This window comes from Kribbella sp. NPDC056345 (assembly GCF_042262745.1).
Classification (GTDB): domain Bacteria; phylum Actinomycetota; class Actinomycetes; order Propionibacteriales; family Kribbellaceae; genus Kribbella.
Genome location: NZ_JBHJQQ010000005.1, coordinates 137675 through 160045 on the forward strand (window position 1 = coordinate 137675; position 22371 = coordinate 160045).

Genomic DNA, 22371 nt, shown 5'->3' on the forward strand with positions numbered 1-22371 from the left:
GGTGCCGTGGACCTTGGACTGCGCGACCGCATCTACATCGTCACCGGTGCCAGCACCGGCCTCGGCTTCGCCACCGCGAAGGCCCTGGCCGCGGACGGCGCCCGGCTCGTCATCTCCAGCCGGAGCGAGGAGAACATCACCCGGGCCGCCGCCGAGCTCGGCGAGAACGTGGTCGGCATCCCCGTCGACAACGCCGACCCGGAGAGCGCCGAGCGGCTGGCCGCGACCGCGATCGCCAAGTGGGGTGCCCTGCACGGCGCCCTGATCAGCGTCGGCGGCCCGAAGCCCGGCACCGCGCTGGATTCCGACGAGGCCGACTGGCAGGCCGCCTTCAACAGTGTCTTCCTCGGTGGCCTGCGGATCGCGAAGTCGGTCGCCCGCGCCGGCTCGGACGGTACGTCGATCGCCTTCGTGCTCTCCTCGTCGGTCAAGTCACCGATCCCCGGTCTCGCCATCTCGAACGGCCTGCGCCCCGGTCTCGCGATGGTCGCCAAGACCCTCGCGGACGAGCTCGGGCCGAACGGCGTCCGCGTCAACGGCCTGCTCCCCGGCCGGATCGCCACCGACCGGCTCCGCGAGCTCGACAGCAAGGGCGGCGACCCCGAGGTGGCCCGCCGCAGCGCCGAGCGCACCATCCCGCTGCGCCGGTACGGCGATCCCGACGAATTCGGCCGGGTCGCCGCGTTCGTGCTCTCCCCCGCCGCCTCCTACCTGACCGGTGCGATCATCCCGATCGACGGCGGCGCACTCCGTACGTTCTAGTCCTGGTCCTTGGGCCGGTCACGGTCTTTGGAAGGCTGCACCCGCTTGGGCTCGCCGGGCATCTTCGGATACTCGGGCGGATAAGGCAGGTCGGCCTCGCCGTGGTCGCGCTCGTGCTTGGCCGACAGCTCCAGCAGCGAGTCGAGGGAGAAGGCCTGCTCGCCGACCGCGGCGTGCAGGTCACCGACCTCGGCGAACCGGGCCGGCATCGTGAGCACATCGAAGTCGTCCGGTACGACGTCCTCCAGCTCCTCCCAGCGCAGTGGCGCCGACACGCGCGCCCGTGCGTTCGGCCGGACCGAGTACGCCGAGGCGATGGTCCGGTCCCGGGCCATCTGGTTGTAGTCGATGAAGATGCGCTCGCCGCGCTCCTCCTTCCACCAGTTCACCGTGACCTGGTCGGGGAGCCGCTTGGACAGCTCACGCCCGAGGGCGATCACCGCGCGCCGCGCCTGGATGAAGTCCCAGCGCGGCTCGATCGGCACGTACACGTGCAGGCCGCGGCCACCTGAGGTCTTCGGGAAGCCCTCCAGACCGTGCTCGGCGAGCAGCTCACGCAACGCCGGAGCCACCGCGACCGCGCTCTTGAAGTCCGTGCCCGGCTGAGGGTCGAGGTCGATCCGGAGCTGGTCCGGGTTGTCGACGTTCGGACGGCGGACCGGCCAAGGGTGGAAGGTCAGTGTGCCCAGGTTGGCCGCCCAGGCGACCACGGCCAGCTCGGTCGGGCACACCTCGTCGGCCGGCCGGCCGCTCGGGAACTTGATGGTCGCGGTCTCCACCCACTCGGGCGCCCCCTTGGCCACCCGCTTCTGGTAGAACGCGTCGCCGCGGTTGTCGGCCCGGGTGGAGAGTTTGGCGCCCTCGAACCAGCCACCTGGCCAGCGCTCCAGCGTGGTCGGCCGGTCCCGGAGCGCGCCCAGGATGCCGTCGCCGACCGCGACGAAGTAGTTCACGATGTCGAGTTTGGTCAGCCCGCGGTCCGCGAAGTACGGCTTGTCCGGGTTGCTCACCCGCACCTGCCGACCACCGATCTCGAGCTCGATTGCCTTGGTCGCCGCCATGCGGTGACGCTACCGCTCCGGACCGACAAAGGTCGGGAAAACTGCGGAAAGGCAAGTTTTCGTAAAGGCTAGGCACGTCCGGTAACTGGGCGGTAACGTACGTGCACTTCGTTCCTGGGGCGTGAGGCCCCCGGGACGCTTCAGAAGGAGCGCGAGGATGAACAGATCCGCCCTGTTCGCCGCTGCCACCGCAGTTGCGACCACCACCGCCCTAGGGCTGACCTCGGCCACCACCGCCACCGGTGCGCCCACGGCAGCCCCCGTCCCCAGTCCTGCGGCTGCTGTCGCCCGGGCCAAAGCAGCCATCGGCGACAACCTCGCCGGGCTCAAGGCCACCACGGCCGACGCGTTCGCCGTACGGGACGTGATCGTCGACAAGAACGGCGCGACCCACGTCCGGATGGACCGGAGCATCGGTGGGCTGAAGGTTCTCGGTGGCGACGTCGTCATCCACCAGAGCGACGAAGGTGCATGGCAGGGCGCCAGCGTGACACTGACCAAGAGCGCGAACGTCGACCGGACGCCGAAGGTCGGGGTCGCGACGGCGACCAGCAAGGCGCTCGCCAAGGGCCAAAAGGCCGAAGGCAAGCCCGCCCTGGTGATCGAGGCCCGCAAGGGCGCGCCGCGGCTGGCCTACCTGGTCACCACGACCGGCACCCAGGCCGACGGCACGCCGAGCCACATCACCACCACGATCGATGCCCTGACCGGCGCCAAGCTGGTCAGCGAGCAGCACATCGAGACCGCGACCGGTGACGGCCAGAGCCTGTACTCCGGCACCGTGCCGATCGACAGCACCCCGGCCACCGGCGGCTTCACGCTGACCGACCCGGTGCGTGGCGGCGGAGCGACCGGGGACGCGAACAACAAGACCGAGTCGATCCTGTGCCAGCTGTTCGGCTTCGGCTGCATCGTGCCGACCAAGTTCAACGACGCGGACAACCACTGGGGCAACGGCACCAACGCCGACCGCGCCAGCGCCGCCGTCGACGCGCACTACGGCGCCGCGACGACGTTCGACTACTACAAGAACACCCACGGCCGGAACGGCATCTTCAACAACGGCAAGGGTGTCCCGAGCCGCGTGCACTACGGCACGAACTACGTCAACGCCTTCTGGGACGGCAAGCAGATGACGTACGGCGACGGTGACGGCGTGGTCGCCGGGCCGCTCGTCTCGATCGACGTGGCCGGCCACGAGATGTCCCACGGCGTCACCTCGGCCACCGCGAACCTGACCTACTCCGGTGAGTCCGGCGGCCTGAACGAGGCCACCAGCGACATCTTCGGCGCGCTGGTCGAGTTCTACTCCAACAACGCCGCCGACCCGGGTGACTACTACATCGGCGAAGAGATCATGAAGGACCGCCCGGCGCTGCGGTACATGGACAAGCCGAGCAAGGACGGCAAGTCCGTCGACTGCTGGTCGTCCGGTGTCGGCAACCTCGACGTGCACTACTCGTCCGGCGTCGCGAACCACTTCGCGTACCTGCTGGCCGAGGGCACGGGCGCCAAGACCTTCGGCGGCCTGGCGCACAACTCGACCACCTGCAACAACACCACGCTGCAGGGCATCGGCCGGGACAAGGTCGGCAAGATCTGGTACCGCGCGCTGACCGTCTACATGACCACCAGCACCAACTACGCCCAGGCCCGGACCGCCACGCTCAACGCGGCGACCGACCTGTACGGCGCCGCCAGCCCCGAGCGCGCCGCAGTTGCGGCCGCGTGGAGCGGAGTGAGCGTCAACTGACACTCGGTGACTTCGCCGGTCCTGTCCCACTGGGGCGGACAGGACCGGCGAAGGATCCCCCTTCCCTTCAAGGCAAGCACTAGGTGTTCACGTGCTGGACCTTGGCGGGGACCTATGCGGGTGTGAGACTGCGCGACATGTCTGCCCAAATCCGACCAAGACGCCGCCTGGGCGCTCTGGTCATCACTTCCACACTTATCGCCTCCGGCGCGGCTCTCATCGCCGCGGCTCCGGCGGGCGCCGCGTCCGCCTCGGTGGTCATCACCGAGGTGTACGGCGGTGGCGGCAACAGCGGGGCGCCGTACACGAATGACTTCATCGAGCTGACCAACAACAGCTCCGCCCCGGTCGACCTGACCGGCTGGACGATCCAGTACGCCTCTGCGGCCGGCACCTCGTGGTCCAACAAGATCACTCTGACCGGCTCGATCGCGCCCGGCGCCGTCTACCTCGCGCAGGGCGCGTCGGGCGGTGCCAACGGGCAGCCCTTGCCGACGCCGGACGCCACCGGCGGTGTGAACATGTCCGCCGCCTCCGGCAAGGTCGCACTGGTCTCCTCGACCACCAGCCTGAGCTGTGCCACCGGCTGCGCCACTGCGCCCGGCGTGATCGACTTCGTCGGGTACGGCGCGGCCAACGACTTCGAGACCAGCGCTGCTCCGGGCACCTCGAACACGACGTCGGCGACCCGCAAGGTGCCGACCACGGATGCCGACAACAACGGCACCGAGTTCGCCGAGGTGGCTCCGACGCCGAAGGTGCTCACCAACACTCCCCCGCCGCCGGACCCGATCGACGCCAAGATCCACGACATCCAGGGCGCCGCGCACCTGTCGCCGCTGGTCGGCAAGATCGTCGGCAACGTGACCGGCGTGGTCACTGCGAAGAGCGGCAACGGCTTCTGGTTCCAGGACCCGCAGCCGGACGACAACCCGGCGACCAGCGAGGGCCTGTTCGTCTTCACCGGCTCCGCGCCGACCGTCGCCGTGGGCGACGCGCTCACCGTGCAGGGCACCGTGACCGAGTTCCGGCCGGGTGGCTCCGGCGGTACGACGAACCTCACCACGACCGAGCTGACGCAGGCGAAGATCACGGTCACCGGGACCGCCGCCGTACCGGCTCCGACACTCGTGGGTGCGGATGGCCGGGTACCGCCGTCGACGGTGATCGACAACGACTCGTCCGGTGATGTCGAGACCACCAGCACCTTCGACCCGGCGCAGGACGGCCTGGACTTCTGGGAGTCGCTCGAGGGCATGTGGACCGGTATCACCGCGCCGGAGGTGACCGGGCCGCCGACCTCCTTCCGCGAGCTGTCCGTCGTACCGGCCGGGTCCGGTGTGCGGTCCGTGCGTGGCGGGATCGTGTTGCAGAAGGCCGACAGCAACCCTGAGCGGATTCTGCTGGACGATCTGCTGACGCCGATTCCGGACGCCAAGACCGGTGACAAGCTGGCCGGGACGGTGGCCGGGGTCGTCGACTACGCGTTCGGCAACTTCAAGCTGCTGCCGACCACGACGCCGACCGTGATCGACGGTGGCGTGAAGCGCGAGACGACCAAGGCGTCCTCGCCGCTGCAGGTGTCGGTCGCGACCTTCAACGTGGAGAACCTGGACCCGTCCGACGGTCCGGCCAAGTTCGACGGTCTCGCGCAGGCCGTCGTCAAGAACCTCGCGTCGCCCGACATCATCGGGCTGGAAGAGGTGCAGGACAACGACGGCGCGGTCAACTCCGGTACGACGGCCGCGAACGTCACGCTGGATCTGCTCACGGCCGCGATCGTCAAGGCGGGCGGACCGAAGTACGCCTACCGCCAGATCGACCCGGTGAACAACGCCGAGGGCGGTGAGCCGGGTGGCAACATCCGGGTCGCGTTCCTCTACCGCACCGACAAGCCGGTCAAGTTCGTCGACCGTCCCGGTGGCGGTTCGACCGTCCCGACCACCGTCACCACCGACCGGTTCGGCCGCCCGCACCTGAGCGCCTCCCCGGGCCGGATCGACCCGGCCAACCCGGCCTGGGCCGCGACCCGGGTCCCGCTCGCGGGCGAGTTCACCTGGCACGGCCAGAGCCTGTTCGTCGTCGTCAACCACTTCAGCTCCAAGGGCGGCGACAACCCGCTCTGGGGCCGGTTCCAGCCGCCGGTGCAGTCGAGTGCGGTCAAGCGGCACCAGCAGGCTCAGTCGGTCCGCGGGTTCGTCGACCAGATCCTGGCCAAGGACACCGGCGCGAACGTGATCGTGCTCGGTGACATCAACGACTTCGACTTCTCGCAGACCACGGACATCCTGGTCGGCACCGGCAAGACGGCGCTGATCGACATGCCCCGGACAGTGCCGGTGAAGGAGCGCTACAGCTACGTGTTCGAGGGCAACAGCCAGATCCTCGACCAGATCCTGATCTCGCAGAACCTGCGGCCGGCCTCGTCGTACGACATCGTGCACATGAACGCCGAGTTCCCGGACCAGATCAGCGACCACGACCCGCAGGTGGTGCGGGTGATCCCGCTCCCGTCCTGGGTGCACTAGTTATTGCGGCAGTCTTACGTAGCGGCGTCCGGACGGGGTTTTCCTTGACCGGACGCCGATACTGGGGTTGTGACTGATTCGACCAAGCAGTACGCCGTTCAGAAGTCCGACGCGGAGTGGAAGGCGCAGCTGTCCCCCGCGGAGTTCCACGTGCTGCGCAAGGCCGGTACCGAGCGGCCCTTCACCGGTGAGTACACCGACAGCAAGACCGTCGGTGTCTACAAGTGCCGGGCCTGTGACGCGGAGTTGTTCCGGAGCGAGACCAAGTTCGACTCGCACTGCGGCTGGCCTTCGTTCTTCGCACCGCTGGCCGAGGACCGGGTCGAGTACATCGAGGACACCGCCCTCGGGATGAAGCGCGTCGAGGTCCGCTGCGCGAACTGCGGCTCCCACCTCGGCCACGTGTTCGAGGGCGAGGGCTACGGTACCCCCACCGACCTCCGGTACTGCATCAACAGCGTCAGCCTGGCGCTGCAGCCCGAGTGATCGACTGGTAGACCACTAGACTGCCGCTGTGCTGGATGTCCTGGGTGCTGAGCAGGCGTGGGAGGTGCCGGGGGCCTGGGTGACGGCCGTCCGGCGGAGGTTGCACGGCTGGGGCCAGGACCCGCGGTCCTTGCGGCCACTGCGGCCGGACGCGTTCGCTGGGTTCGCGAAGGGGACGCCGGCTGCGGTCTGGTTCACCGATCAGGTCGCTCCGCTGCTGGCCGGGTGGATTCCGGTGCTGCACGGCGAGTACGCCGATCTTGGTGCGGAACTGACCCGCGAGTTCAAGCGGCCGACGTACCGGATCGGCGGTGCCGCACACATCGTCCGGATCGCCCCGACCGACTGGCCGTTGCAGGTGATCGCGGGCGCGCAGGGGTTCCGTGAGGCCGGCCGGCGGCACGCGGTGGAGGTGTCCCGCGACGTGGTCGCGATGTTCGTCGACGCACCGCCGCTGGCCGCGCGGGCGACGGCGCTGACCGCTGCGTTCGACCGGGTCCTCGCTGATCGCGAGGCGCTCCACCTGCATCTGAACAGCGACTACCCGGCGATCGTGCAGTACTGGCGGACGTCGGCGCTGACGGACGCGGAGCGCGTCGTACTGCCGGAGTTGTCCGGCCCGAACGCCGCCTTGCGCTACTCACTCAACTCGCTGCGGGACGCGCACGCGAAGCTGCTGATGACGATCCCGGACGAGTACGCCGGTGACTTCGCGCAACTGATGGCCGGGATGATCCTCGCCGGTCGGCTCACCAATCTTCCGCCCGCTGTCGCGCAGATCCTCGGCCCGGCCGCGCAGGACGTCGAGAAGGCGTTCGCCTCGGCGCGGACCGGCTTCAAACCGGAGACGTGGCTGACGGCCAATACCGAGTGGCTGGCGCGCGCCGTACGGCATGACCAGCGCGCAGCTGCTCGGACGTGGGCCGCCGCGGCGACCCGGGTCTCCATACATCTCTCCGGCGCACTCGGCGACGCGCCCTGGCCGGATCCGCTGATCCCTGATCTGGACGCACTCTTCCGGCTGCTCGATCGGGACCGCCGGCCGGTGGCCGCGGTCGAGCAGGCCGAGACCTCGCTCTCCTCCGCGTGGGACAACGCCCAGTCGACCACCCCGGCGGCGAAGCCGAAGGCCGCTGAGCTGGGGCCGGTCGACTTCACCAACGACCCGCTCGCCGAGCTCGACTCGCTGGTCGGTCTGGAGTCGGTGAAGGACTCGGTCCGCAAGATGGTGGCCGAGGTGAAGACCAACCTGCGCCGCCAGGAGCTCGGCCTGCCGAGCCACGAGCGGGCCCGGCACATGGTCTTCGTCGGCAAACCCGGTACGGCGAAGACGACGATCGCGCGCCTGCTCAGCCGCATCTACCACCAGCTCGGCGTACTGGAGAAGGGTCACGTGGTCGAGGTCGACCGCTCCGACCTGGTCGGTTCCAGCACCGGTACGACGGCGCCGATGACCGCGGAGAAGTTCCGGGACGCGATCGGTGGCGTGCTGTTCGTCGACGAGGCCTACACGCTGGTGCCGGAGAACAGCCCCGGCGACTACGGGCTGGAGGCCATCGCGACGATCCTGAAGCTGATGGAGGACCACCGCAACGACTGCATCGTGATCGTGGCCGGGTACCACCGCGAGATGCAGCGGTTCATGGAGTCCAACACCGGTCTGGCGTCACGGTTCCCGAAGCTGCTGTCTTTCGCCGAGTACGACACCAACCAGCTGGTCGCGATCTTCGAGCTGCAGGCCCGCTACAAGGGCATGACCTACAGCGACGACGTCCTGGACGTGGTCCGGTCGATCATCCCGCCGTCCCCCCGAGGCCACAACTTCGGCAACGGCCGCTTCATCCGCAACGTCCTCGAGGAAGCGATCTCCAACCAGGCCACTCGCCTGTCCACCCGCGACCCCGACAGCCTCACCGAAAAGGACCTCCGCGAGCTCCTCCCGGAAGACGTCCGCCCGCCCATGTCGATGCGCGCCGAGGACTACCTCTTCCAGAAGCCCGGCACTTAAATCGGTGTGGCGAGGGCGACCGGGTTGCCTTCGGGGTCGGCCAGGTAGGCCTGGCGTTCGCCCCAGGGCATGGTGGCGGGCTCTTGGAGGACGGGGTGACCGGCGGCGCGGAAGACTGCTACCTCGGCCTCGACGTCGTCGACGTACACGAACAGTTCGAAGCGTGGCGCCGTACCGACTGTGATGCCGAGCTGAGCTTCTGGCCAGCTGGAGTCGGCGATGCCCAGTGAGGAGTCGCCGCGCTCCAGGCCGACGTAGTGCGGGTCCCCCTCGAGTGGGAACTGGTACCTCAGCTCGTAGCCGAGCAGCGTGTAGAACTCGACCGACCGCCGGACATTGCTCACGTAGAGCACCGGGAACGCCTTGCGCTGCATGTCAGGCCAGGTTGGCGATCAGCTCGCCCAGCTCGGTCCGCTTGCCGGTGTAGAACGGCACTTCCTCACGGACGTGCCGGCGGGCGGTGGAGGCGCGCAGATCGCGCATCAGGTCGACCATCCGGTGCAGCTCGTCGGCCTCGAAGGCCAGCATCCACTCGTAGTCGCCGAGCGCGAACGAGGCGACCGTGTTGGCCCGCACATCCGGGTAGCCGCGGGCCATCTTGCCGTGCTCGGCCAGCATGAAGCGGCGCTCCTCGTCGGGGAGCAGGTACCACTCGTAGGAGCGGACGAACGGGTACACGCAGACGTACGCGCGCGGCTCCTCGTCGGCCAGGAAGGCCGGGATGTGGCTCTTGTTGAACTCGGCCGGCCGGTGCAGGGCCAGCTGCGACCAGACCGGCGCGAGGTGCCGGCCGAGCCGTGACCGGCGCAGCGCGTGGTACGCCTTCTGCAGCGCGTCCGAGGTCGGCGCGTGCCACCAGACCAGGAAGTCGGCGTCGGCGCGGAAGCCCTCGACGTCGTAGATCCCGCGGATGACCACGTCGTCGGCCGCGAGCTTGCCGACCAGCTCGGACAGCTCCGCGGTCAGCTCGTCGCGGTCCGCGTCACCCAGCGGGGTCTCGACTTTGAAGACCGACCACATGGTGTAGCGGATCACATTGTTCAGCTCGCGCGCCTTCGGCTTGTCCGTCACGGGACCATTGTGTCCAATGAATCGGTGAAACCACGCACCCGGGTGGCAGCTCTCACACCCGAGGCCACGCAGGCGGCGATCCCGACCCCCCGGTACGCCGCGCCTGCGACCGCCAGCCCGGGGATCGCGGCGACGGCCGCTTCCACCCGGTCGACGCGGTCGAGGTGACCGACGGCGTACTGCGGAAGTCCACCGCCCCAGCGGGTGACGATCGAGCCGATAACCGGTCCTTGGAGGCCGATCGCCTTCTTCAGGTCGGACACGGCCAGCTGGACGAGCTCCTCGTCGGACCGCTGCAGCACGTACTCCTCACCGAGCCGGCCGACCGAGGTCCGCAGTACGGCGAGCTCTCCGCCGGCGTCGTTCGACCACTGCCATTTGGCGTGTGAGTACGTCGAAGCCTTGATAGTCCGCTCCTCGACCGAGGGGACCAGGAATCCGGAGCCGGTCGCTTCGGCGGGCCAGTCCTCCTTGCGCACCGCGAGCGTGACGATCGCCATGCTCGCGTACTCGATCGCGGCCAGCTCGGTCGATGCCGTCGGCACCAACTCGGCCAGCATCCGGCTCGCGGGCGCGGCCGGGGTCGCGACGATCACCGCATCGGCGGTCAGGTACGTCGGTGCCGGTACCGGGCCTGCTTCCAGCTCGAACCCGTCCGAGGTCCGGGTGATCCGCCGTACGGCGAGTTGTCGTTGGATCACCACGCCACGGGCGAGCAGGTCCTGCTCCAGCGCGGTGATCAGCCGGTTCACGCCACCGACGATCCCCGCGAACACAGGCTGACCGGCACGCTTCTGCCCGGCCTCCCGCAGCTCGGCCGTGGCGGCGAGCAGGCTCGGTGCCGTCCGCAACTTCGCGTACAGGTCCGGTACGGCGGCAGCCAGCGAGATCTCGTTCGCCTTGCCCGCATACACGCCGCCGAGCAGCGGATCGATCAGCTTATCCGTCACCGCGGATCCCATGCGCTCGGCAACGAACCGCCCGATCGCCACATCCTCCTGAAGCGCAGGCGGCGGCAACTCCGCCTCCCGCGCGACCTGCTCCGCAGCCGCCTCCCCCAGTACGTCGGCCGCGGCGGCAGCGTCGACCGGCACACCCATCACCGTCGGAGGGATCGCCCGAATCCGGTCACCGACCCACAACCCGGCCGAGGTCGTTGCCGGATGCACCACGTCATCCCCAAGCCCAACAGCCTGGATCAGCTCCAGCGCCTCAGGCCGCCGAGCCAGCACCGACTCGGCCCCCAAGTCGACCGGCACACCCTCGATCTCAGCACCCGCCAGCTTCCCCCCAAGCCGCGGCGACCCCTCAAGCACCGTGATCTGTGGCGGATTAGGCCCACTGGCCAACGCATGCGCAGCCGCCAGCCCACTAACCCCGCCACCCACCACAACAACCCGACTCACAGAACCTCCAACCTCAACAAGTACGCCACCTGCGGCCTCGTCCCCGCGGTTTCGCCGACACGCTGGAAGCCAGCGCGCTCCAGCACGGTCCACGAGGCGACGTTTGCCAGTGCTGCGCCGGCGGTCAACTGCCGTAGGCCGTACTCGTTCGCGGCGAGCTGCACGATCGCCCGCACCGCGGCCGTCGCGAGCCCGCGCCCGGTCACACGCTCGGCAAGCCGGTAGCCCAGCTCGGCCGACCCGTCCTCGACGTCGATCAGGTTCACCCGGCCGACCACCGTGCCGTCCGGCTCCACGAGCACGTGGAAGTGGCAGACGCCTTCCGCCTGCTCTGCGACGCGCGCGTGCAGGATCTCCGTGAAGTTCGCGAAGAACTCGTCACCGCGGTCGGCGATCGAGAGGGCGAAGTACTTGCGGTTCTCCCGTTCGAAGGCGAGCAGCGCGTCGGCGTGGTCGACAGTCAGTCGCTCGATGGCGACGCCGTACTCAGATAGCACGGGCCGACTTCGTTTGGACGTGCTTGACGATCCGGTTCAGCACCTCGGGGTCGGCATCCGGCGGAACCCCGTGACCGAGGTTGAAGATGTGCCCGGGCGCCGCCTGCCCCTCGATCAGGATCCGGTCGATCTCCGCCTCCAGCACCTCCCAACCAGCGTGCAGCAGCGCCGGATCGAGGTTCCCCTGGACCGGCTTCCCGCCTATCCGCCGCGCGGCCTCGTCGAGCGGCACCCGCCAGTCGGCCCCGACCACGTCGGCACCGGCGGCACTCATCAGCCCGAGTAGCTCACCGGTGTTCACCCCGAAGTGGATCTTCGGTACGTCGTACGCGGACAGCGCGTCGAACACCTTCGCCGAGTGCGGCTGCACGAACCGCTCGTAGTCGCGCGGCGACAACCCACCGGCCCACGAGTCGAACAGCTGGATCGCCGAGGCACCCGCCTCGACCTGCACGGTCAGATACGCGATCGCGACGTCGGCGAGGCGGTCGGCCAGCGCGTGCCACAGCTTCGGGTCGCTGTGCATCAGCGCCTTCGTCTTGGCGTGGTCCTTGCTCGGCCCACCCTCGACCAGGTACGACGCCACCGTGAACGGCGCGCCCGCGAACCCGATCAGCGGGGTCTCCCCCAACTGCGCCACCAGCTCCTGCACCGACTCCGTGATGTACGGCACGTCGGCCGGTGTCACCGGCCGGACCGCATCCACGCCGGCGAGGTCCCGGATCGGGTCCGCGACCACCGGTCCGACACCGGGCTTGATCTCCACCCCGAAGCCGGTCGCCTTCAGCGGCGTCACGATGTCGGAGTAGAAGATCGCCGCGTCGACGCCGTAACGGCGTACCGGCTGCAGCGTTATCTCGACGACGAGGTCAGGACGCATACACGACTCGAGCATCGTGGTCCCCTCCCGGACCGCGCGGTACTCGGGCAGCGAGCGCCCGGCCTGGCGCATGAACCACACCGGAGTGTGCGGGCCGGGCTCACCACGGGCGGCGAGCAAGAAGGGGGAACGGGCAAGCGTCGAAGGCACCTCACGATGATCCCACGCACCGCACAACGGGTTTTCCGGGCCTGGCCAGTGCAGGTTTCGGTACGTGTACGTGCCGTTACCGGCGCGTCTAAACAGGCGTCCGTGCGTAATCAGTCGTAGGCTGCGAAGCATGGGTGCCCGCAAGCAGGTCGACGCGCCACCCGCGGAGTTTGCCGAGGCCGTGACGCAGTTGCGCGGCGCCCGGTTCCGGCCAGAAGTGTTCGTCGAGGAGATGCCTGCACCGCAGCGGATCGCTCCGCATGCGGCCGCGGTCAGCGCCGATGTGACGATCGACGGTGACGATGTCGCCACCGGTCGGCTCGTCGTCCTCTACGACCCGGCCGGTAACGACGCCTGGCAGTCGACCTTCCGCTGTGTCGCGTACGTGCGCGCTGCCGTCGAACCGGAGATGGTGACGGACGCGCTGCTCGGTGGCGTGGGCTGGACCTGGCTGATGGAGGCCCTGGCGGACCGGGGTGCGGAGTACCTGGCCCCGAGCGGTACCGTCACCCGCGTGGTATCGGAGAGCTTCGGCGGGATGGCCGACGACGACGCGACGGCGGAGATCGAGATCCGTGCGTCCTGGAGCCCGGTGCCCGGACCCGGTGGACTGGTGGACGTGACGAAGCACGCCGAGGCGTGGGGCGAGACACTCTGTACGGCGGCCGGACTGCCGCCGGTTCCGCCGGGGGTGGTCGCGATGCCGACCCGGCGTGGACAGCGGGGCCGATGAGCCAGGCCGACCCCCAGCAGTCAGTACAAGAAGAGCCGGCAGTTGAGCTGCCGCTCCTCGAACTCCGCGACGGCCTCTCCGACGTCGTCGACACCGACTCTGCGCTGACCGAAGTCATCGAGGCGTTCCGCGCCGGCACCGGCTCGGTCGCCGTCGACGCCGAGCGCGCCTCCGGCTACCGCTACTCGCACCGCGCCTACCTGGTGCAACTGCGTCGCGTGGGCTCCGGCTCCGCGCTGGTCGACCCGATCCCGTTCGGCGACCTGTCCGCACTCGGTGACGCGATCGTCGACGCGGAGTGGATCATCCACGCCGCGAACCAGGATCTGGCCTGTCTCGCCGAGGTCGGCATGATCCCACGCAAGGTCTTCGACACCGAGCTCGCCGGCCGTCTGCTCGGCTACCCGAAGGTCGGTCTGGCGTCACTCGTCAGCGAGGTCCTCGGCTACCGGATGCGCAAGGAGCACTCGGCGGCCGACTGGTCGACCCGTCCGCTCCCCGCGCCCTGGCTCGTGTACGCCGCCTTGGACGTCGAGATGCTGATCGAGCTCCGCGACGCCATCGAGGCCGAGCTGCGGCGCGAAGGCAAGTGGGAGTGGGCCGAGCAGGAGTTCGCCGCGATCCTGTCCGCGCCGCCACGCGAGCCGAAGCCGGATCCGTGGCGCCGGACGTCCGGGATGCACCGGGTCCGCAATCGCCGCAGCCTGGCCGTCGTACGGGCGTTGTGGGAGGCGCGCGACCAGATCGCGTCGTCCGCCGACATCTCCCCCGGCCGGATCCTGCCGGACGCCGCAATCGTCGAGGCCGCCGCGGCGATGCCTGCTGACCGCGACACCCTGCAGAAGCTCACCGCCTTCAAGGGCCGTGGCGCTCACCGTCACATGCGCACCTGGTGGGAGGCGGTCGACCACGCCCGCCACCTCCCGGACACCGAGCTCCCCAAACAAGGCCCCCGGTACGACGGCCCGCCACCTGCCCGCGCCTGGGCCGACCGCGACCCCGACGCGGCAGCACGCCTGTCGGCCGCCCGAGCCGCAGTCTCCGAGATCGCCGAGGCCCACCGCCTCCCGACGGAGAACCTCCTTTCCCCCGACACCATCCGCCGCCTGGCCTGGACTCCCCCGTCCGACGCCGACCTGGCCGCGGTCTCCACCTTCCTCCGCGACCACCACGCCCGCGAATGGCAAATAGCCCTCACCGCCGAGGCCCTGACCACCGCCATCGCCACCGAACCAGCCCCCACCCTCGACTAACCCCGCCCCCACCCCCTGCCCACAAGACCTGATATCCCTCCGCGTCGCCCCTTCTCAGCCCGGATACGCCCCCAGAAGGGGCAACAGCAGCGGATATCCGTTCGTGTTGGCGGGGTTAGGCCTTGGGGTTGTAGATGGAGCTGGTGACGTAGGCCATTGCTTCGGTGAACTTGGGGTCGGTGAAGCGGCGGTTGAGCTCGGCCTCGTCGACGATCTCGATGCGGGTGTGGAGCCAGTAGAGGTTGCCGAAGGGGTCGCTGACGCGGGCGATGACGTCGCCCCAGAACATGTGGGTGGGGTTGGTGACGACGGTGCCGCCGGCGGCGACGGCGTTCTTCAGGGTCTGCTCGACGTCCGGGACGTAGAGCCGGAGGAAGGCCGGCGTCGGCGGCCAGTCGGGCTTGTCGAACATCATCACGACCGAGTCGCCGATCCGCATCTCGGCGTGGCCGATCCGGCCCTGGTCGTCGACGACGCGGCCGCCGAGGTCCACCGCGTCGAAGGCCGCCGTCAGGAAGTCCATCAGGCCGGCGGTGTCGTGGCCGATGATCCACGGCGTCACGGAGTGGTAGCCGTCCGGAATCGGGGTGACGGTGTCGTTCTTCGGTGCGTCGGCGACGGTCATGGCGCTTCTCCTCCTGGTGGGTTGGTGATCACCACCGTAGGAGGAGAAGCGGCCAATGTTTGTCCGCTACTTGTCGAGTTGGGCCTCGATCGCCGAGACGACCTCGGGCGACTCCGGCGTGGTCTGCGGGCGGAAGCGCGCGGCGACCGTGCCCTCGGGGCTGACCAGGAACTTCTCGAAGTTCCACTGGACGTCACCGGCCTCGCCGGCCGCATCCGGGGTCAGCGTCAGCTCGGCGTACAGGGGGTGGCGGTCGTCGCCGTTCACCTCGAGCTTGTCCAGCATCGGGAAGGTGACGCCGTACGTCGTCGAGCAGAAGGTGTCGATCTCTTCCGCACTGCCCGGCTCCTGGCCACCGAACTGGTTGCAGGGCGCACCGAGGACGGTGAAACCGCGCGACGCGTAGGTCTTCTGCAGGTTCTCCAGGCCCTCGTACTGCGGGGTCAGGCCGCACTTGGAAGCGACGTTCACCACGAGCACGGCCTTGCCCTTGTAGTCACCGAGCGACGTCGGCGCACCGGACAGAGTGGTCAGCGGGATGTCGTACAGGCTCATGCGGCTCCTTGCAGGTTGCGGTTGAGGAACTCGACCGTGCGCTCCCACGCGAGGGCCGAGGCGTCGATGTCGTGGAAGGCCGGCATCGGGTTGTCGAAGGCGTGACCCGCACCGGGGTACCGGTGGATCTCGGTACCGGGCAGACCTGCCACCACCTCATCCACCGGCAGGTACTCGTCGGCGTCGCCGAAGTGATGCAGGCTCGGCGCGGTCACGTCCGGCGCGAGCTGCAGCAGATTCGGCAGCGCGGAACCGTAGTAGCTGACGAGCGCATCAGGCGACGAGACCGCAGCCACGTTGAACGCGAGGCCACCGCCGAAGCAGAAGCCGATCAACCCGGTACGGCGATCGCGGCTGCGCAGGTACTCCAGCGCGGCCACCGAATCCGTCACCGCCTGGTCCCAGTCGAGCCGCTGCATCGTCCCGATCGCCCGCTCGAGCAGATCGTCGGCATCCTCATCGAGATCCACGTCGTCGAGCCGCCAGTAGATCTCCGGGGCGATCACGTAGTACCCGAGCGCGGCCAGGTCGGCGGCGCGCTGCTCGATGTACGGCGAGACCCCGAAGATCTCCTGCAGCAGCAGGATTCCGGGCGCGGACGAGTCAGGGTCTCCCCACTCGTGGACTGGCATCAAACCTGAACCGGTATCGATCTCCAAAGTCACACGTTGAAGGGTACGACCTCCTGCCGAACGGGACGCTCGACGGGTGTCGGGACCCAGCTCTTCGTCTCCTCGATCGCAGCGGTCAGCAGATCGAAGAGGCGCTCATCCGGGTTCCGCACGCACGCCTGCGAGATCCCCTCGACCGCACACGACACGGCCCGAGGGGCGGTCCGGCGCGCGAAGTCCGGCGTACCGCGGTGGGCTCGTGATGTGAAGGAGCGCGCCCACTTGGTCGCCGCCGGGACCGATTCCAGCACTTCACGCGATTCCGGCTCCAGGTCATCGAGCGGCCGTCCGTCGAGCAGCGCGAGCTGGCGCTCCCCCACGAGCAGAGCGACGGCCAGGATGTACTGACGCTCTTGCGACACCACCGGAAGCGCGTGCTGAATGCAGCGAGCGGTGACTCGCGGTACGACGTGGGGGTCGTCCGGGGTCAGCCCGATCACCGATGGGATGAGTGGCGCGAGCCGGGTCCGCCCGGCGTCCGTCGTACAGTCGTTGACGTCCCGGGCCACGCCGGCCAGCAAGGCGTGCGTACAGGACGGATGGTCGGACCATGGCTCGCCGGCCAGATACGAGGCGAATTCCATGAAGCACGCGCCTTTGCGCGGATTGCGGTGCTTCCCCCGGCTCAGAACCGGGACTGAGAGATCAAAGTTGTTCATAGAACAGCTCCCGATAAGTACCTGTCGTCTCAGCATGCGCCGATTCCCCGCCCGACGCCACGGCTTGGCATAACTGGGTCAGATCGCCCCACCCCGGGCCGAACTCCCAGACACTGATCGTGAGCACGAGAGGAAGGAGATCCGCGACTACCTCGAGGAGGAACGCCGCGCCAGCCTCCAACGGCACGAGGCCAAGTACGGCTCGCGCCGACCGTCGGCACCCCAACTGCCGCCACCGGACCCCCGGCGTGCGGTGATCAGGGAGATGATCGAGGACCTGGTGGAGATCGGGCTCGACGACGGCTTCCTGGGCGACGACTACCAGGAGACGCGACGGATCGGGGAGTGTGTCAACGCCATCGGCGGGATGGGCGAAATGCTTGCCGTCCATCGTGAGGTCTCGCGCCACCTGATCAACCCCAGCGTCCCGAGGGAGCTCGAGCGCGCCTGGGACGGTATCGGCACCTGGTTCGGCTGAGCGGTTCGTGACGAGCCGCACACTGCGGGGTGCTTTGGCGGTTCAGTTACCGGCGGGTAGCATCAAGGTAGCTTTCCCAACCCCAGAGGAGCGCACCCGTGCCCCGTGAGATCCGCGATGTCGTGTTCGTCGACGGCGTTCGCACCCCGTTCGGCAAGGCCAAGGGCCAGTACGCCGAAACCCGCGCCGACGACTTGGTGATCAAGTGCATCCGTGAACTGCTGCGCCGCAACCCGGCGCTGCCCCCGGAGAAGGTCGAGGAGGTCGCGATCGCGGCCACCACCCAGATCGGTGACCAGGGCCTGACCATCGGCCGCACCGCGGCCCTGCTGGCCGGCCTGCCGAATACCACCCCGGGCTACGCGATCGACCGGATGTGCGCCGGCGCCATGACGGCCGTCACCACGCTCGCCTCGGGGATCGCCTTCGGCGCGTACGACGTGGTCGTGGCCGGCGGGGTCGAGCACATGGGCCGGCACCCGATGGGTGAGGGCGTCGACCCGAACCCGCGGATCATCTCCGAGAAGCTCGTCGACACCAGCGCGCTGGTGATGGGGTCGACCGCGGAGAACCTGCACGACCGGTACCCCTCGATCACCAAGGCGCGCACCGACGCGTTCGCCGTACTGTCCCAGGAGCGCGCCGCGAAGGCGTACGCGAACGACCTGATCCAGCCGGATCTGGTGCCGATCGCGACCCGCTCGGCCGAGCTCGGCTGGGGGCTGGCGAGCACTGACGAGCCGATGCGCCCGGGCACCACGCTGGAGGACCTGGCCAAGCTGAAGACCCCGTTCCGGCCGCACGGCCGGGTCACCGCGGGCAACTCGGCCGGTATCAACGACGGCGCCACCGCCGCGCTGCTCACCTCCGCCGAGGCGGCCGCGGAGCTGGGCCTGCAGCCGAAGATGAAGCTGGTCTCCTACGGCTTCGTCGGCGTCGAGCCCGAGGTGATGGGCTTCGGTCCGGTGCCGGCGACCGAGAAGGCGCTGAAGCTGGCCGGGCTGACCATCGACGACATCCAGGCCTTCGAGGTGAACGAGGCGTTCGCCGTTCAGGTGCTGGCGTTCCTCGAGCACTACGGCATCGCCGACGACGATCCGCGGGTCAACCCGTACGGCGGTGCGATCGCCTACGGTCACCCGCTGGCCTCGACCGGTATCCGGCTGATGACCCAGCTGGCCAAGCAGTTCGAGCTCAAGCCCGAGGTCCGCTACGGCCTGACCACGATGTGTGTCGGCCTCGGCATGGGTGGAACGGTCATCTGGGAGAACCCGAACTGGGAAGGCACAGCCGCGTGAGCGAGCGCCAGCGAGTGAACCAACAAGCAGAGCGCGTAGCTCATTTGAGAGCTGAGCGAAGCGAGGGGAACAAATGAGCTTGCAGGAACTGATCGACAGCGCCGCGGCCCTGTCGACCGACGAGCTGGTCACGCTGGCTCACTCGCGGGACGTCGTCCTTCCGGGTAAGGCGGGCACGCTCGCTCTCATCACCCTCGACAACGGTCAGGACCACACCAAGCCGAACACCTTCGGCCCCAAGGGTCTCGACTCGTTGAACAAGGCCATCGACGCGGCGCTTGGCCGGGACGACATCGTCGCGATCGGTGTCACCGGGAAGCCGTTCATCCTGGCCGCCGGCGCCGACCTGACCGGCGTACCGAAGCTGACCGACCGGGAGCAGGCGCTGGCGCTCGGCAAGATCGGTCACGGCGTGATGCGCAAGCTGCAGGACGGCGGCAAGCCGTCGTTCGCGTTCGTGAACGGCGTCGCGCTCGGTGGCGGCCTCGAGATCGCCCTGCACGCGACGTACCGGACGATCTCGGTCGCGGCCGGGATGCTGTCGACGCCCGAGGTCTTCCTCGGCCTGATCCCGGGCTGGGGCGGCAACTTCCTGCTGCCGAACCTGATCGGCGCCGACAAGGCCGTCAAGATCGTCGTCGAGAACGCGCTGAACCAGAACAAGATGCTCAGCGGGCCGGAGGCGGTCAAGCTCGGGATCGGTGACGTCCTGCTGGACTCGGCCGACTTCCTCGAGCAGTCGCTGATCTGGGCCGCGAAGGTGCTGACCGGTGAGGTCACCGTCGAGCGTGCCGAGATCGACCGCGGCGACGCGTGGGACGCAGCCGTTGCCCGAGGCAAGGGATTTGCCGACGTCAAGGTCAGTGGCGCGGCGCCCGCGCCGTACCGGGCTCTGGACCTGATCGCCGCAGCCAAGGACAACGACCGCGACCGTGGGTTCGCGGGCGAGGACGAGGCGCTGGCCGACCTGATCATGAGCGAGGAACTGCGCAGCGGTCTCTACGCCTTCGACCTGGTCAACAAGCGGGCCAAGCGGCCGGCCGGTGCGCCGGACAAGTCGCTGGCGCGTCCGGTGAACAAGGTCGGCGTCGTCGGCGCGGGCCTGATGGCCGGCCAGTTGGCGCTGCTGTTCGCCCGCCGGCTCGAGGTGCCGGTCGTGCTGACCGACCTCGACCAGGAGCGGGTCGACCGCGGTGTCGGCTACGTACGCGGCGAGATCGACAAGCTGCTCGGCAAGGGCCGGATCCGCCCGGACAAGGCGAACCAGCTGAAGGCGCTCGTCACCGGTTCGGTCGACCGCTCGGTCTTCGCCGACGCCGACTTCGTGATCGAGGCCGTCTTCGAGGAACTGCAGCTGAAGAAGACGATCTTCGCCGACCTGGAGAAGATCGTCCGGCCGGACGCGATCCTCGCGACCAACACCTCGTCGCTGTCGATCACCGACATGGCTGCCGATCTGGAGCACCCGGAGCGGGTGGTCGGGTTCCACTTCTTCAACCCGGTCGCCGTGCTGCCGCTGCTGGAGATCATCCGCGCCGCGCAGACCGACGACGCCACGCTGGCCACCGCGTTCGCGGTCGGCAAGAAGCTGAAGAAGTCCTGCGTGCTGGTCAAGGACGCTCCGGCGTTCGTGGTGAACCGGCTGCTGACGCGCTTCCTCGGTGAGGTCAGCGCGGCCGTCGACGAGGGCACCCCGATTCCTGAGGCGGACAAGGCACTGTCGGCGCTCGGTCTGCCGATGCCGCCGTTCGTGCTGCTGCAGCTGGTCGGTCTCCCGGTCGCGCTGCACGTGGCGGAGACCATGAACCGGGCCTACCCGGACCGGTTCGCGGTCTCCGAGAACCTGGCCAAGGTCGTTGCCGCCGGCAAGCCGTCGTTCTACATCTGGCCCGAGGGCAAGCCGGTCGTCGACCCGGAGATCGAGGCGCTCGTCACCGTCGGCGACAAGCCGTCGTCGGCCGAGGACCTCCGCACGCGCGTGCTCACCGCACTCGCCGAGGAAATCAAGATCATGCTCGACGAGGGTGTCGTGGCCGAGGCACAGGACATCGACCTGTGCCTGCTGCTCGGCGCCGGCTGGCCGTTCCACCTCGGCGGCATCACGCCGTACCTGGACCGTTCCGGTATCGCCGAGAAGGTCAACGGCAGCCGGTTCCTGTCCCGGGGCCTGGCTAGCCTCTGAACTTCTTGACGGCTGCGAGCAACTGGGCCGGCGTCATTCCGGAGTGTTTCTTCAGGATGGCGTCGGCCCCGCTCGCGTGACTCGCCAGGTCGACGTACAGGGCAGCCACCTTCTTCTCCCCCAGCTTGTCGACCAGATACTCGACGACCCACCAGCTCTGACCGTACGAGCGGCTGCCGGCCGCGCTGAACTCCCTCGGGCCGGGCAGCGCCGTCATCGACGCCAGTGTCTTCCGCACCGACTTGCGGTACGGGTCGACCGTCCACCCCGGGTCGTCCTCGATCACCGCACAGCGGACGTACTCCGCGTACCCCTCGACCATCCACATCGGCGCGTAGTCGCCGAGCAGCACCGAGGCCGCATGCGTCATCTCGTGCGCGAGCAGGTCCTTGTCGAGCTCCTTGCGCACCGCCGGGTTCACCACGATCCGGGAGCCCACCGGCGCAGTCTTCCGCTCGCGGACCGGGTCCTGGTCGTAGATCGGGACATCCTTGGCCGCGATCGTCCAGCCCTTGCCGGAGCCGGACAGCCAGAGCATCGCCAGCACCTGGGGCTCCGGCATCGCCACGACCATCACCGACCCGTCCCACGGCCGCGGCCAATGCCGCCGGACACCGCGCACGGCCTGTTCGGCGGCCACGGCGATCTTCTGACCGAGGGCGGCTTCACGCTTGGCGACGACCACGGAGACCTTGCCGCGGCGGACGACCGTGATGGGCTGGTAGTCCCACGGCTGCCGGTGACCGTCGCGACTCAGCACCTCGTCGATCGAGCTGTCGTCGACCAGGACCCAGCCGGCCGACCGCCGGACGAACGTGTACGCGACATCGGTCTGCGCCGGCTTCGGATCCAGACCGGTCAGCTGGTACCGCATCAGCACCCGGCTCGAGAAGGTCGTCGGGCCGAACTTGGCGGTCAGCAGCGGAGCCGGCCGCGGCTCGGCCAGGACGTACTCCAGCTTGGTGAACCCGAACTGGCGCAGGTTGGCGAACAGCTGCCGCTGCTTGGGGAGCAGTTTGACGTCCACCGCGGCGACGAACGCCTTCAGGTCGCCCTTGCGCACCGCGGCGGCCCGCGCGCTCAGCAGCTTGTTGATCTCCTGCTTGCGCTGCGGCGACTCGGTCGGCGTGGCCGGCGCCGGCGTGGCCTTGATCGCGGCTACCTCGCCGGAGGGCGCCGCGGCGCCTTGCTGCAGCCGGACACCGACAACGGCCACCGCACCGGCGATCGCCAGCGTAGTGACCCCGGCGACCAGGCGCCCCGGGTGCTTCATAGGTACTCCCCCTCCGATGGTCGGCTGATCCTACCGTCAGCC

General features: G+C 69.0%; 21 protein-coding genes. 10 read left to right on the forward strand and 11 right to left on the reverse strand.

Annotated features, from left to right (window positions below):
• Positions 1-6 precede the first annotated feature (6 nt).
• Entirely contained in the window at positions 7-762 is a 756-nt protein-coding gene (locus ACFCV3_RS19445; RefSeq protein WP_376031594.1) for an SDR family oxidoreductase, read from the forward strand.
• Here the strand turns inward: ACFCV3_RS19445 and ligD are convergent.
• Positions 759-1823 (reverse strand): non-homologous end-joining DNA ligase, encoded by a 1065-nt coding sequence (gene ligD, locus ACFCV3_RS19450; RefSeq protein WP_376031596.1) that lies wholly within the window; start codon positions 1821-1823, stop codon positions 759-761. The two genes, ACFCV3_RS19445 and ligD, sit on opposite strands and share 4 nt — an antisense overlap.
• Positions 1824-1980: 157 nt before the next feature.
• On the opposite strand from ligD, the gene ACFCV3_RS19455 reads away from it, so the two are divergent.
• The 4 genes from ACFCV3_RS19455 (at position 1981) to ACFCV3_RS19470 (ending at position 8598) form a co-directional block, all read left to right on the forward strand.
• Positions 1981-3576 carry a M4 family metallopeptidase gene (locus ACFCV3_RS19455; protein WP_376031598.1) on the forward strand — a complete coding sequence of 532 codons (1596 nt, stop codon included), beginning with the start codon at positions 1981-1983 and terminating at the stop codon, positions 3574-3576.
• Between the two features lie 137 nt (positions 3577-3713).
• Positions 3714-6104, forward strand: coding sequence for a lamin tail domain-containing protein (locus ACFCV3_RS19460; RefSeq protein WP_376031600.1), 2391 nt, complete (start codon positions 3714-3716; stop codon positions 6102-6104).
• A 69-nt stretch (positions 6105-6173) separates the two neighbouring features.
• Positions 6174-6590: a peptide-methionine (R)-S-oxide reductase MsrB gene (msrB, locus tag ACFCV3_RS19465; RefSeq protein WP_376031602.1), complete on the forward strand. Its 417-nt coding sequence runs from the start codon at positions 6174-6176 to the stop codon at positions 6588-6590.
• A 28-nt stretch (positions 6591-6618) separates the two neighbouring features.
• Positions 6619-8598, forward strand: a complete 1980-nt coding sequence (locus tag ACFCV3_RS19470) for an AAA family ATPase (RefSeq protein WP_376031604.1) — start codon at positions 6619-6621, stop codon at positions 8596-8598.
• Here the strand turns inward: ACFCV3_RS19470 and ACFCV3_RS19475 are convergent.
• The 5 genes from ACFCV3_RS19475 to hemE are packed head-to-tail and all read right to left on the reverse strand — an operon-like array spanning position 8595 to position 12602.
• Positions 8595-8972: a VOC family protein gene (locus ACFCV3_RS19475; protein ID WP_376031605.1), complete on the reverse strand. Its 378-nt coding sequence runs from the start codon at positions 8970-8972 to the stop codon at positions 8595-8597. The two genes, ACFCV3_RS19470 and ACFCV3_RS19475, sit on opposite strands and share 4 nt — an antisense overlap.
• A 1-nt stretch (position 8973) precedes the next feature.
• Positions 8974-9669 carry a hydrogen peroxide-dependent heme synthase gene (gene hemQ / locus ACFCV3_RS19480; RefSeq protein ID WP_132407948.1) on the reverse strand — a complete coding sequence of 232 codons (696 nt, stop codon included), beginning with the start codon at positions 9667-9669 and terminating at the stop codon, positions 8974-8976.
• Positions 9666-11075 (reverse strand): protoporphyrinogen oxidase, encoded by a 1410-nt coding sequence (gene hemG / locus ACFCV3_RS19485; protein WP_376031607.1) that lies wholly within the window; start codon positions 11073-11075, stop codon positions 9666-9668. The genes hemQ and hemG overlap by 4 nt, the downstream gene beginning before the upstream one ends.
• Complete coding sequence (locus ACFCV3_RS19490) at positions 11072-11572, reverse strand: GNAT family N-acetyltransferase (protein WP_376031609.1); 501 nt, start codon at positions 11570-11572, stop codon at positions 11072-11074. Before ACFCV3_RS19490 ends, hemG begins: the two co-directional genes overlap by 4 nt.
• Entirely contained in the window at positions 11562-12602 is a 1041-nt protein-coding gene (hemE, locus tag ACFCV3_RS19495) for a uroporphyrinogen decarboxylase (protein WP_376031611.1), read from the reverse strand. Before hemE ends, ACFCV3_RS19490 begins: the two co-directional genes overlap by 11 nt.
• Positions 12603-12732: 130 nt before the next feature.
• Here hemE and ACFCV3_RS19500 point away from each other — a divergent pair, with 130 nt between their 5' ends.
• Both ACFCV3_RS19500 and ACFCV3_RS19505 read left to right on the forward strand, forming a co-directional pair.
• Positions 12733-13335 carry a DUF3000 domain-containing protein gene (locus ACFCV3_RS19500; RefSeq protein ID WP_132407951.1) on the forward strand — a complete coding sequence of 201 codons (603 nt, stop codon included), beginning with the start codon at positions 12733-12735 and terminating at the stop codon, positions 13333-13335.
• Complete coding sequence (locus tag ACFCV3_RS19505; protein ID WP_376031613.1) at positions 13332-14588, forward strand: HRDC domain-containing protein; 1257 nt, start codon at positions 13332-13334, stop codon at positions 14586-14588. The genes ACFCV3_RS19500 and ACFCV3_RS19505 overlap by 4 nt, the downstream gene beginning before the upstream one ends.
• A 115-nt stretch (positions 14589-14703) precedes the next feature.
• On the opposite strand, the gene ACFCV3_RS19510 is transcribed toward ACFCV3_RS19505, so the two are convergent.
• The 4 genes from ACFCV3_RS19510 to ACFCV3_RS19525 all read right to left on the reverse strand — a co-directional run bounded on the left by ACFCV3_RS19510 (position 14704) and on the right by ACFCV3_RS19525 (position 17023).
• Complete coding sequence (locus tag ACFCV3_RS19510) at positions 14704-15213, reverse strand: VOC family protein (protein WP_376031615.1); 510 nt, start codon at positions 15211-15213, stop codon at positions 14704-14706.
• 66 nt (positions 15214-15279) lie between these two features.
• Positions 15280-15768 carry a glutathione peroxidase gene (locus ACFCV3_RS19515; RefSeq protein WP_376031617.1) on the reverse strand — a complete coding sequence of 163 codons (489 nt, stop codon included), beginning with the start codon at positions 15766-15768 and terminating at the stop codon, positions 15280-15282.
• On the reverse strand, positions 15765-16400 hold the full coding sequence (locus tag ACFCV3_RS19520) for a dienelactone hydrolase family protein (RefSeq protein WP_376031619.1): 636 nt from the start codon (positions 16398-16400) through the stop codon (positions 15765-15767). The genes ACFCV3_RS19515 and ACFCV3_RS19520 overlap by 4 nt, the downstream gene beginning before the upstream one ends.
• A 29-nt stretch (positions 16401-16429) precedes the next feature.
• Positions 16430-17023, reverse strand: coding sequence for a hypothetical protein (locus tag ACFCV3_RS19525; protein ID WP_376031621.1), 594 nt, complete (start codon positions 17021-17023; stop codon positions 16430-16432).
• Positions 17024-17363: 340 nt separating this feature from the next.
• Here ACFCV3_RS19525 and ACFCV3_RS19530 point away from each other — a divergent pair, with 340 nt between their 5' ends.
• The 3 genes from ACFCV3_RS19530 (at position 17364) to ACFCV3_RS19540 (ending at position 21056) form a co-directional block, all read left to right on the forward strand.
• Positions 17364-17576, forward strand: a complete 213-nt coding sequence (locus ACFCV3_RS19530; protein ID WP_376031623.1) for a hypothetical protein — start codon at positions 17364-17366, stop codon at positions 17574-17576.
• A gap of 98 nt (positions 17577-17674) precedes the next feature.
• Complete coding sequence (locus ACFCV3_RS19535; RefSeq protein ID WP_376031625.1) at positions 17675-18874, forward strand: thiolase family protein; 1200 nt, start codon at positions 17675-17677, stop codon at positions 18872-18874.
• Positions 18875-18947: 73 nt separating this feature from the next.
• Positions 18948-21056 carry a 3-hydroxyacyl-CoA dehydrogenase NAD-binding domain-containing protein gene (locus tag ACFCV3_RS19540; protein ID WP_376031627.1) on the forward strand — a complete coding sequence of 703 codons (2109 nt, stop codon included), beginning with the start codon at positions 18948-18950 and terminating at the stop codon, positions 21054-21056.
• Here the strand turns inward: ACFCV3_RS19540 and ACFCV3_RS19545 are convergent.
• Complete coding sequence (locus ACFCV3_RS19545) at positions 21046-22329, reverse strand: hypothetical protein (protein ID WP_376031629.1); 1284 nt, start codon at positions 22327-22329, stop codon at positions 21046-21048. The genes ACFCV3_RS19540 and ACFCV3_RS19545 overlap by 11 nt on opposite strands.
• Between the last annotated feature and the right edge of the window lie 42 nt (positions 22330-22371).

Excerpts from the sequence above, each read along its gene's own strand:
- ACFCV3_RS19505 (WP_376031613.1), top strand. The coding sequence starts at position 13,332 with ATGAGCCAGGCCGACCCCCAGCAGTCAGTACAAGAAGAGCCGGCAGTT.
- ACFCV3_RS19475 (WP_376031605.1), bottom strand. The coding sequence starts at position 8,972 with ATGCAGCGCAAGGCGTTCCCGGTGCTCTACGTGAGCAATGTCCGGCGG.
- ACFCV3_RS19460 (WP_376031600.1), top strand. The coding sequence starts at position 3,714 with ATGTCTGCCCAAATCCGACCAAGACGCCGCCTGGGCGCTCTGGTCATC.
- ligD (WP_376031596.1), bottom strand. The coding sequence starts at position 1,823 with ATGGCGGCGACCAAGGCAATCGAGCTCGAGATCGGTGGTCGGCAGGTG.
- ACFCV3_RS19500 (WP_132407951.1), top strand. The coding sequence starts at position 12,733 with ATGGGTGCCCGCAAGCAGGTCGACGCGCCACCCGCGGAGTTTGCCGAG.
- ACFCV3_RS19525 (WP_376031621.1), bottom strand. The coding sequence starts at position 17,023 with ATGGAATTCGCCTCGTATCTGGCCGGCGAGCCATGGTCCGACCATCCG.
- ACFCV3_RS19545 (WP_376031629.1), bottom strand. The coding sequence starts at position 22,329 with ATGAAGCACCCGGGGCGCCTGGTCGCCGGGGTCACTACGCTGGCGATC.
- ACFCV3_RS19515 (WP_376031617.1), bottom strand. The coding sequence starts at position 15,768 with ATGAGCCTGTACGACATCCCGCTGACCACTCTGTCCGGTGCGCCGACG.
- ACFCV3_RS19530 (WP_376031623.1), top strand. The coding sequence starts at position 17,364 with ATGATCGAGGACCTGGTGGAGATCGGGCTCGACGACGGCTTCCTGGGC.
- ACFCV3_RS19540 (WP_376031627.1), top strand. The coding sequence starts at position 18,948 with ATGAGCTTGCAGGAACTGATCGACAGCGCCGCGGCCCTGTCGACCGAC.
- ACFCV3_RS19510 (WP_376031615.1), bottom strand. The coding sequence starts at position 15,213 with ATGACCGTCGCCGACGCACCGAAGAACGACACCGTCACCCCGATTCCG.
- ACFCV3_RS19455 (WP_376031598.1), top strand. The coding sequence starts at position 1,981 with ATGAACAGATCCGCCCTGTTCGCCGCTGCCACCGCAGTTGCGACCACC.
- ACFCV3_RS19520 (WP_376031619.1), bottom strand. The coding sequence starts at position 16,400 with ATGCCAGTCCACGAGTGGGGAGACCCTGACTCGTCCGCGCCCGGAATC.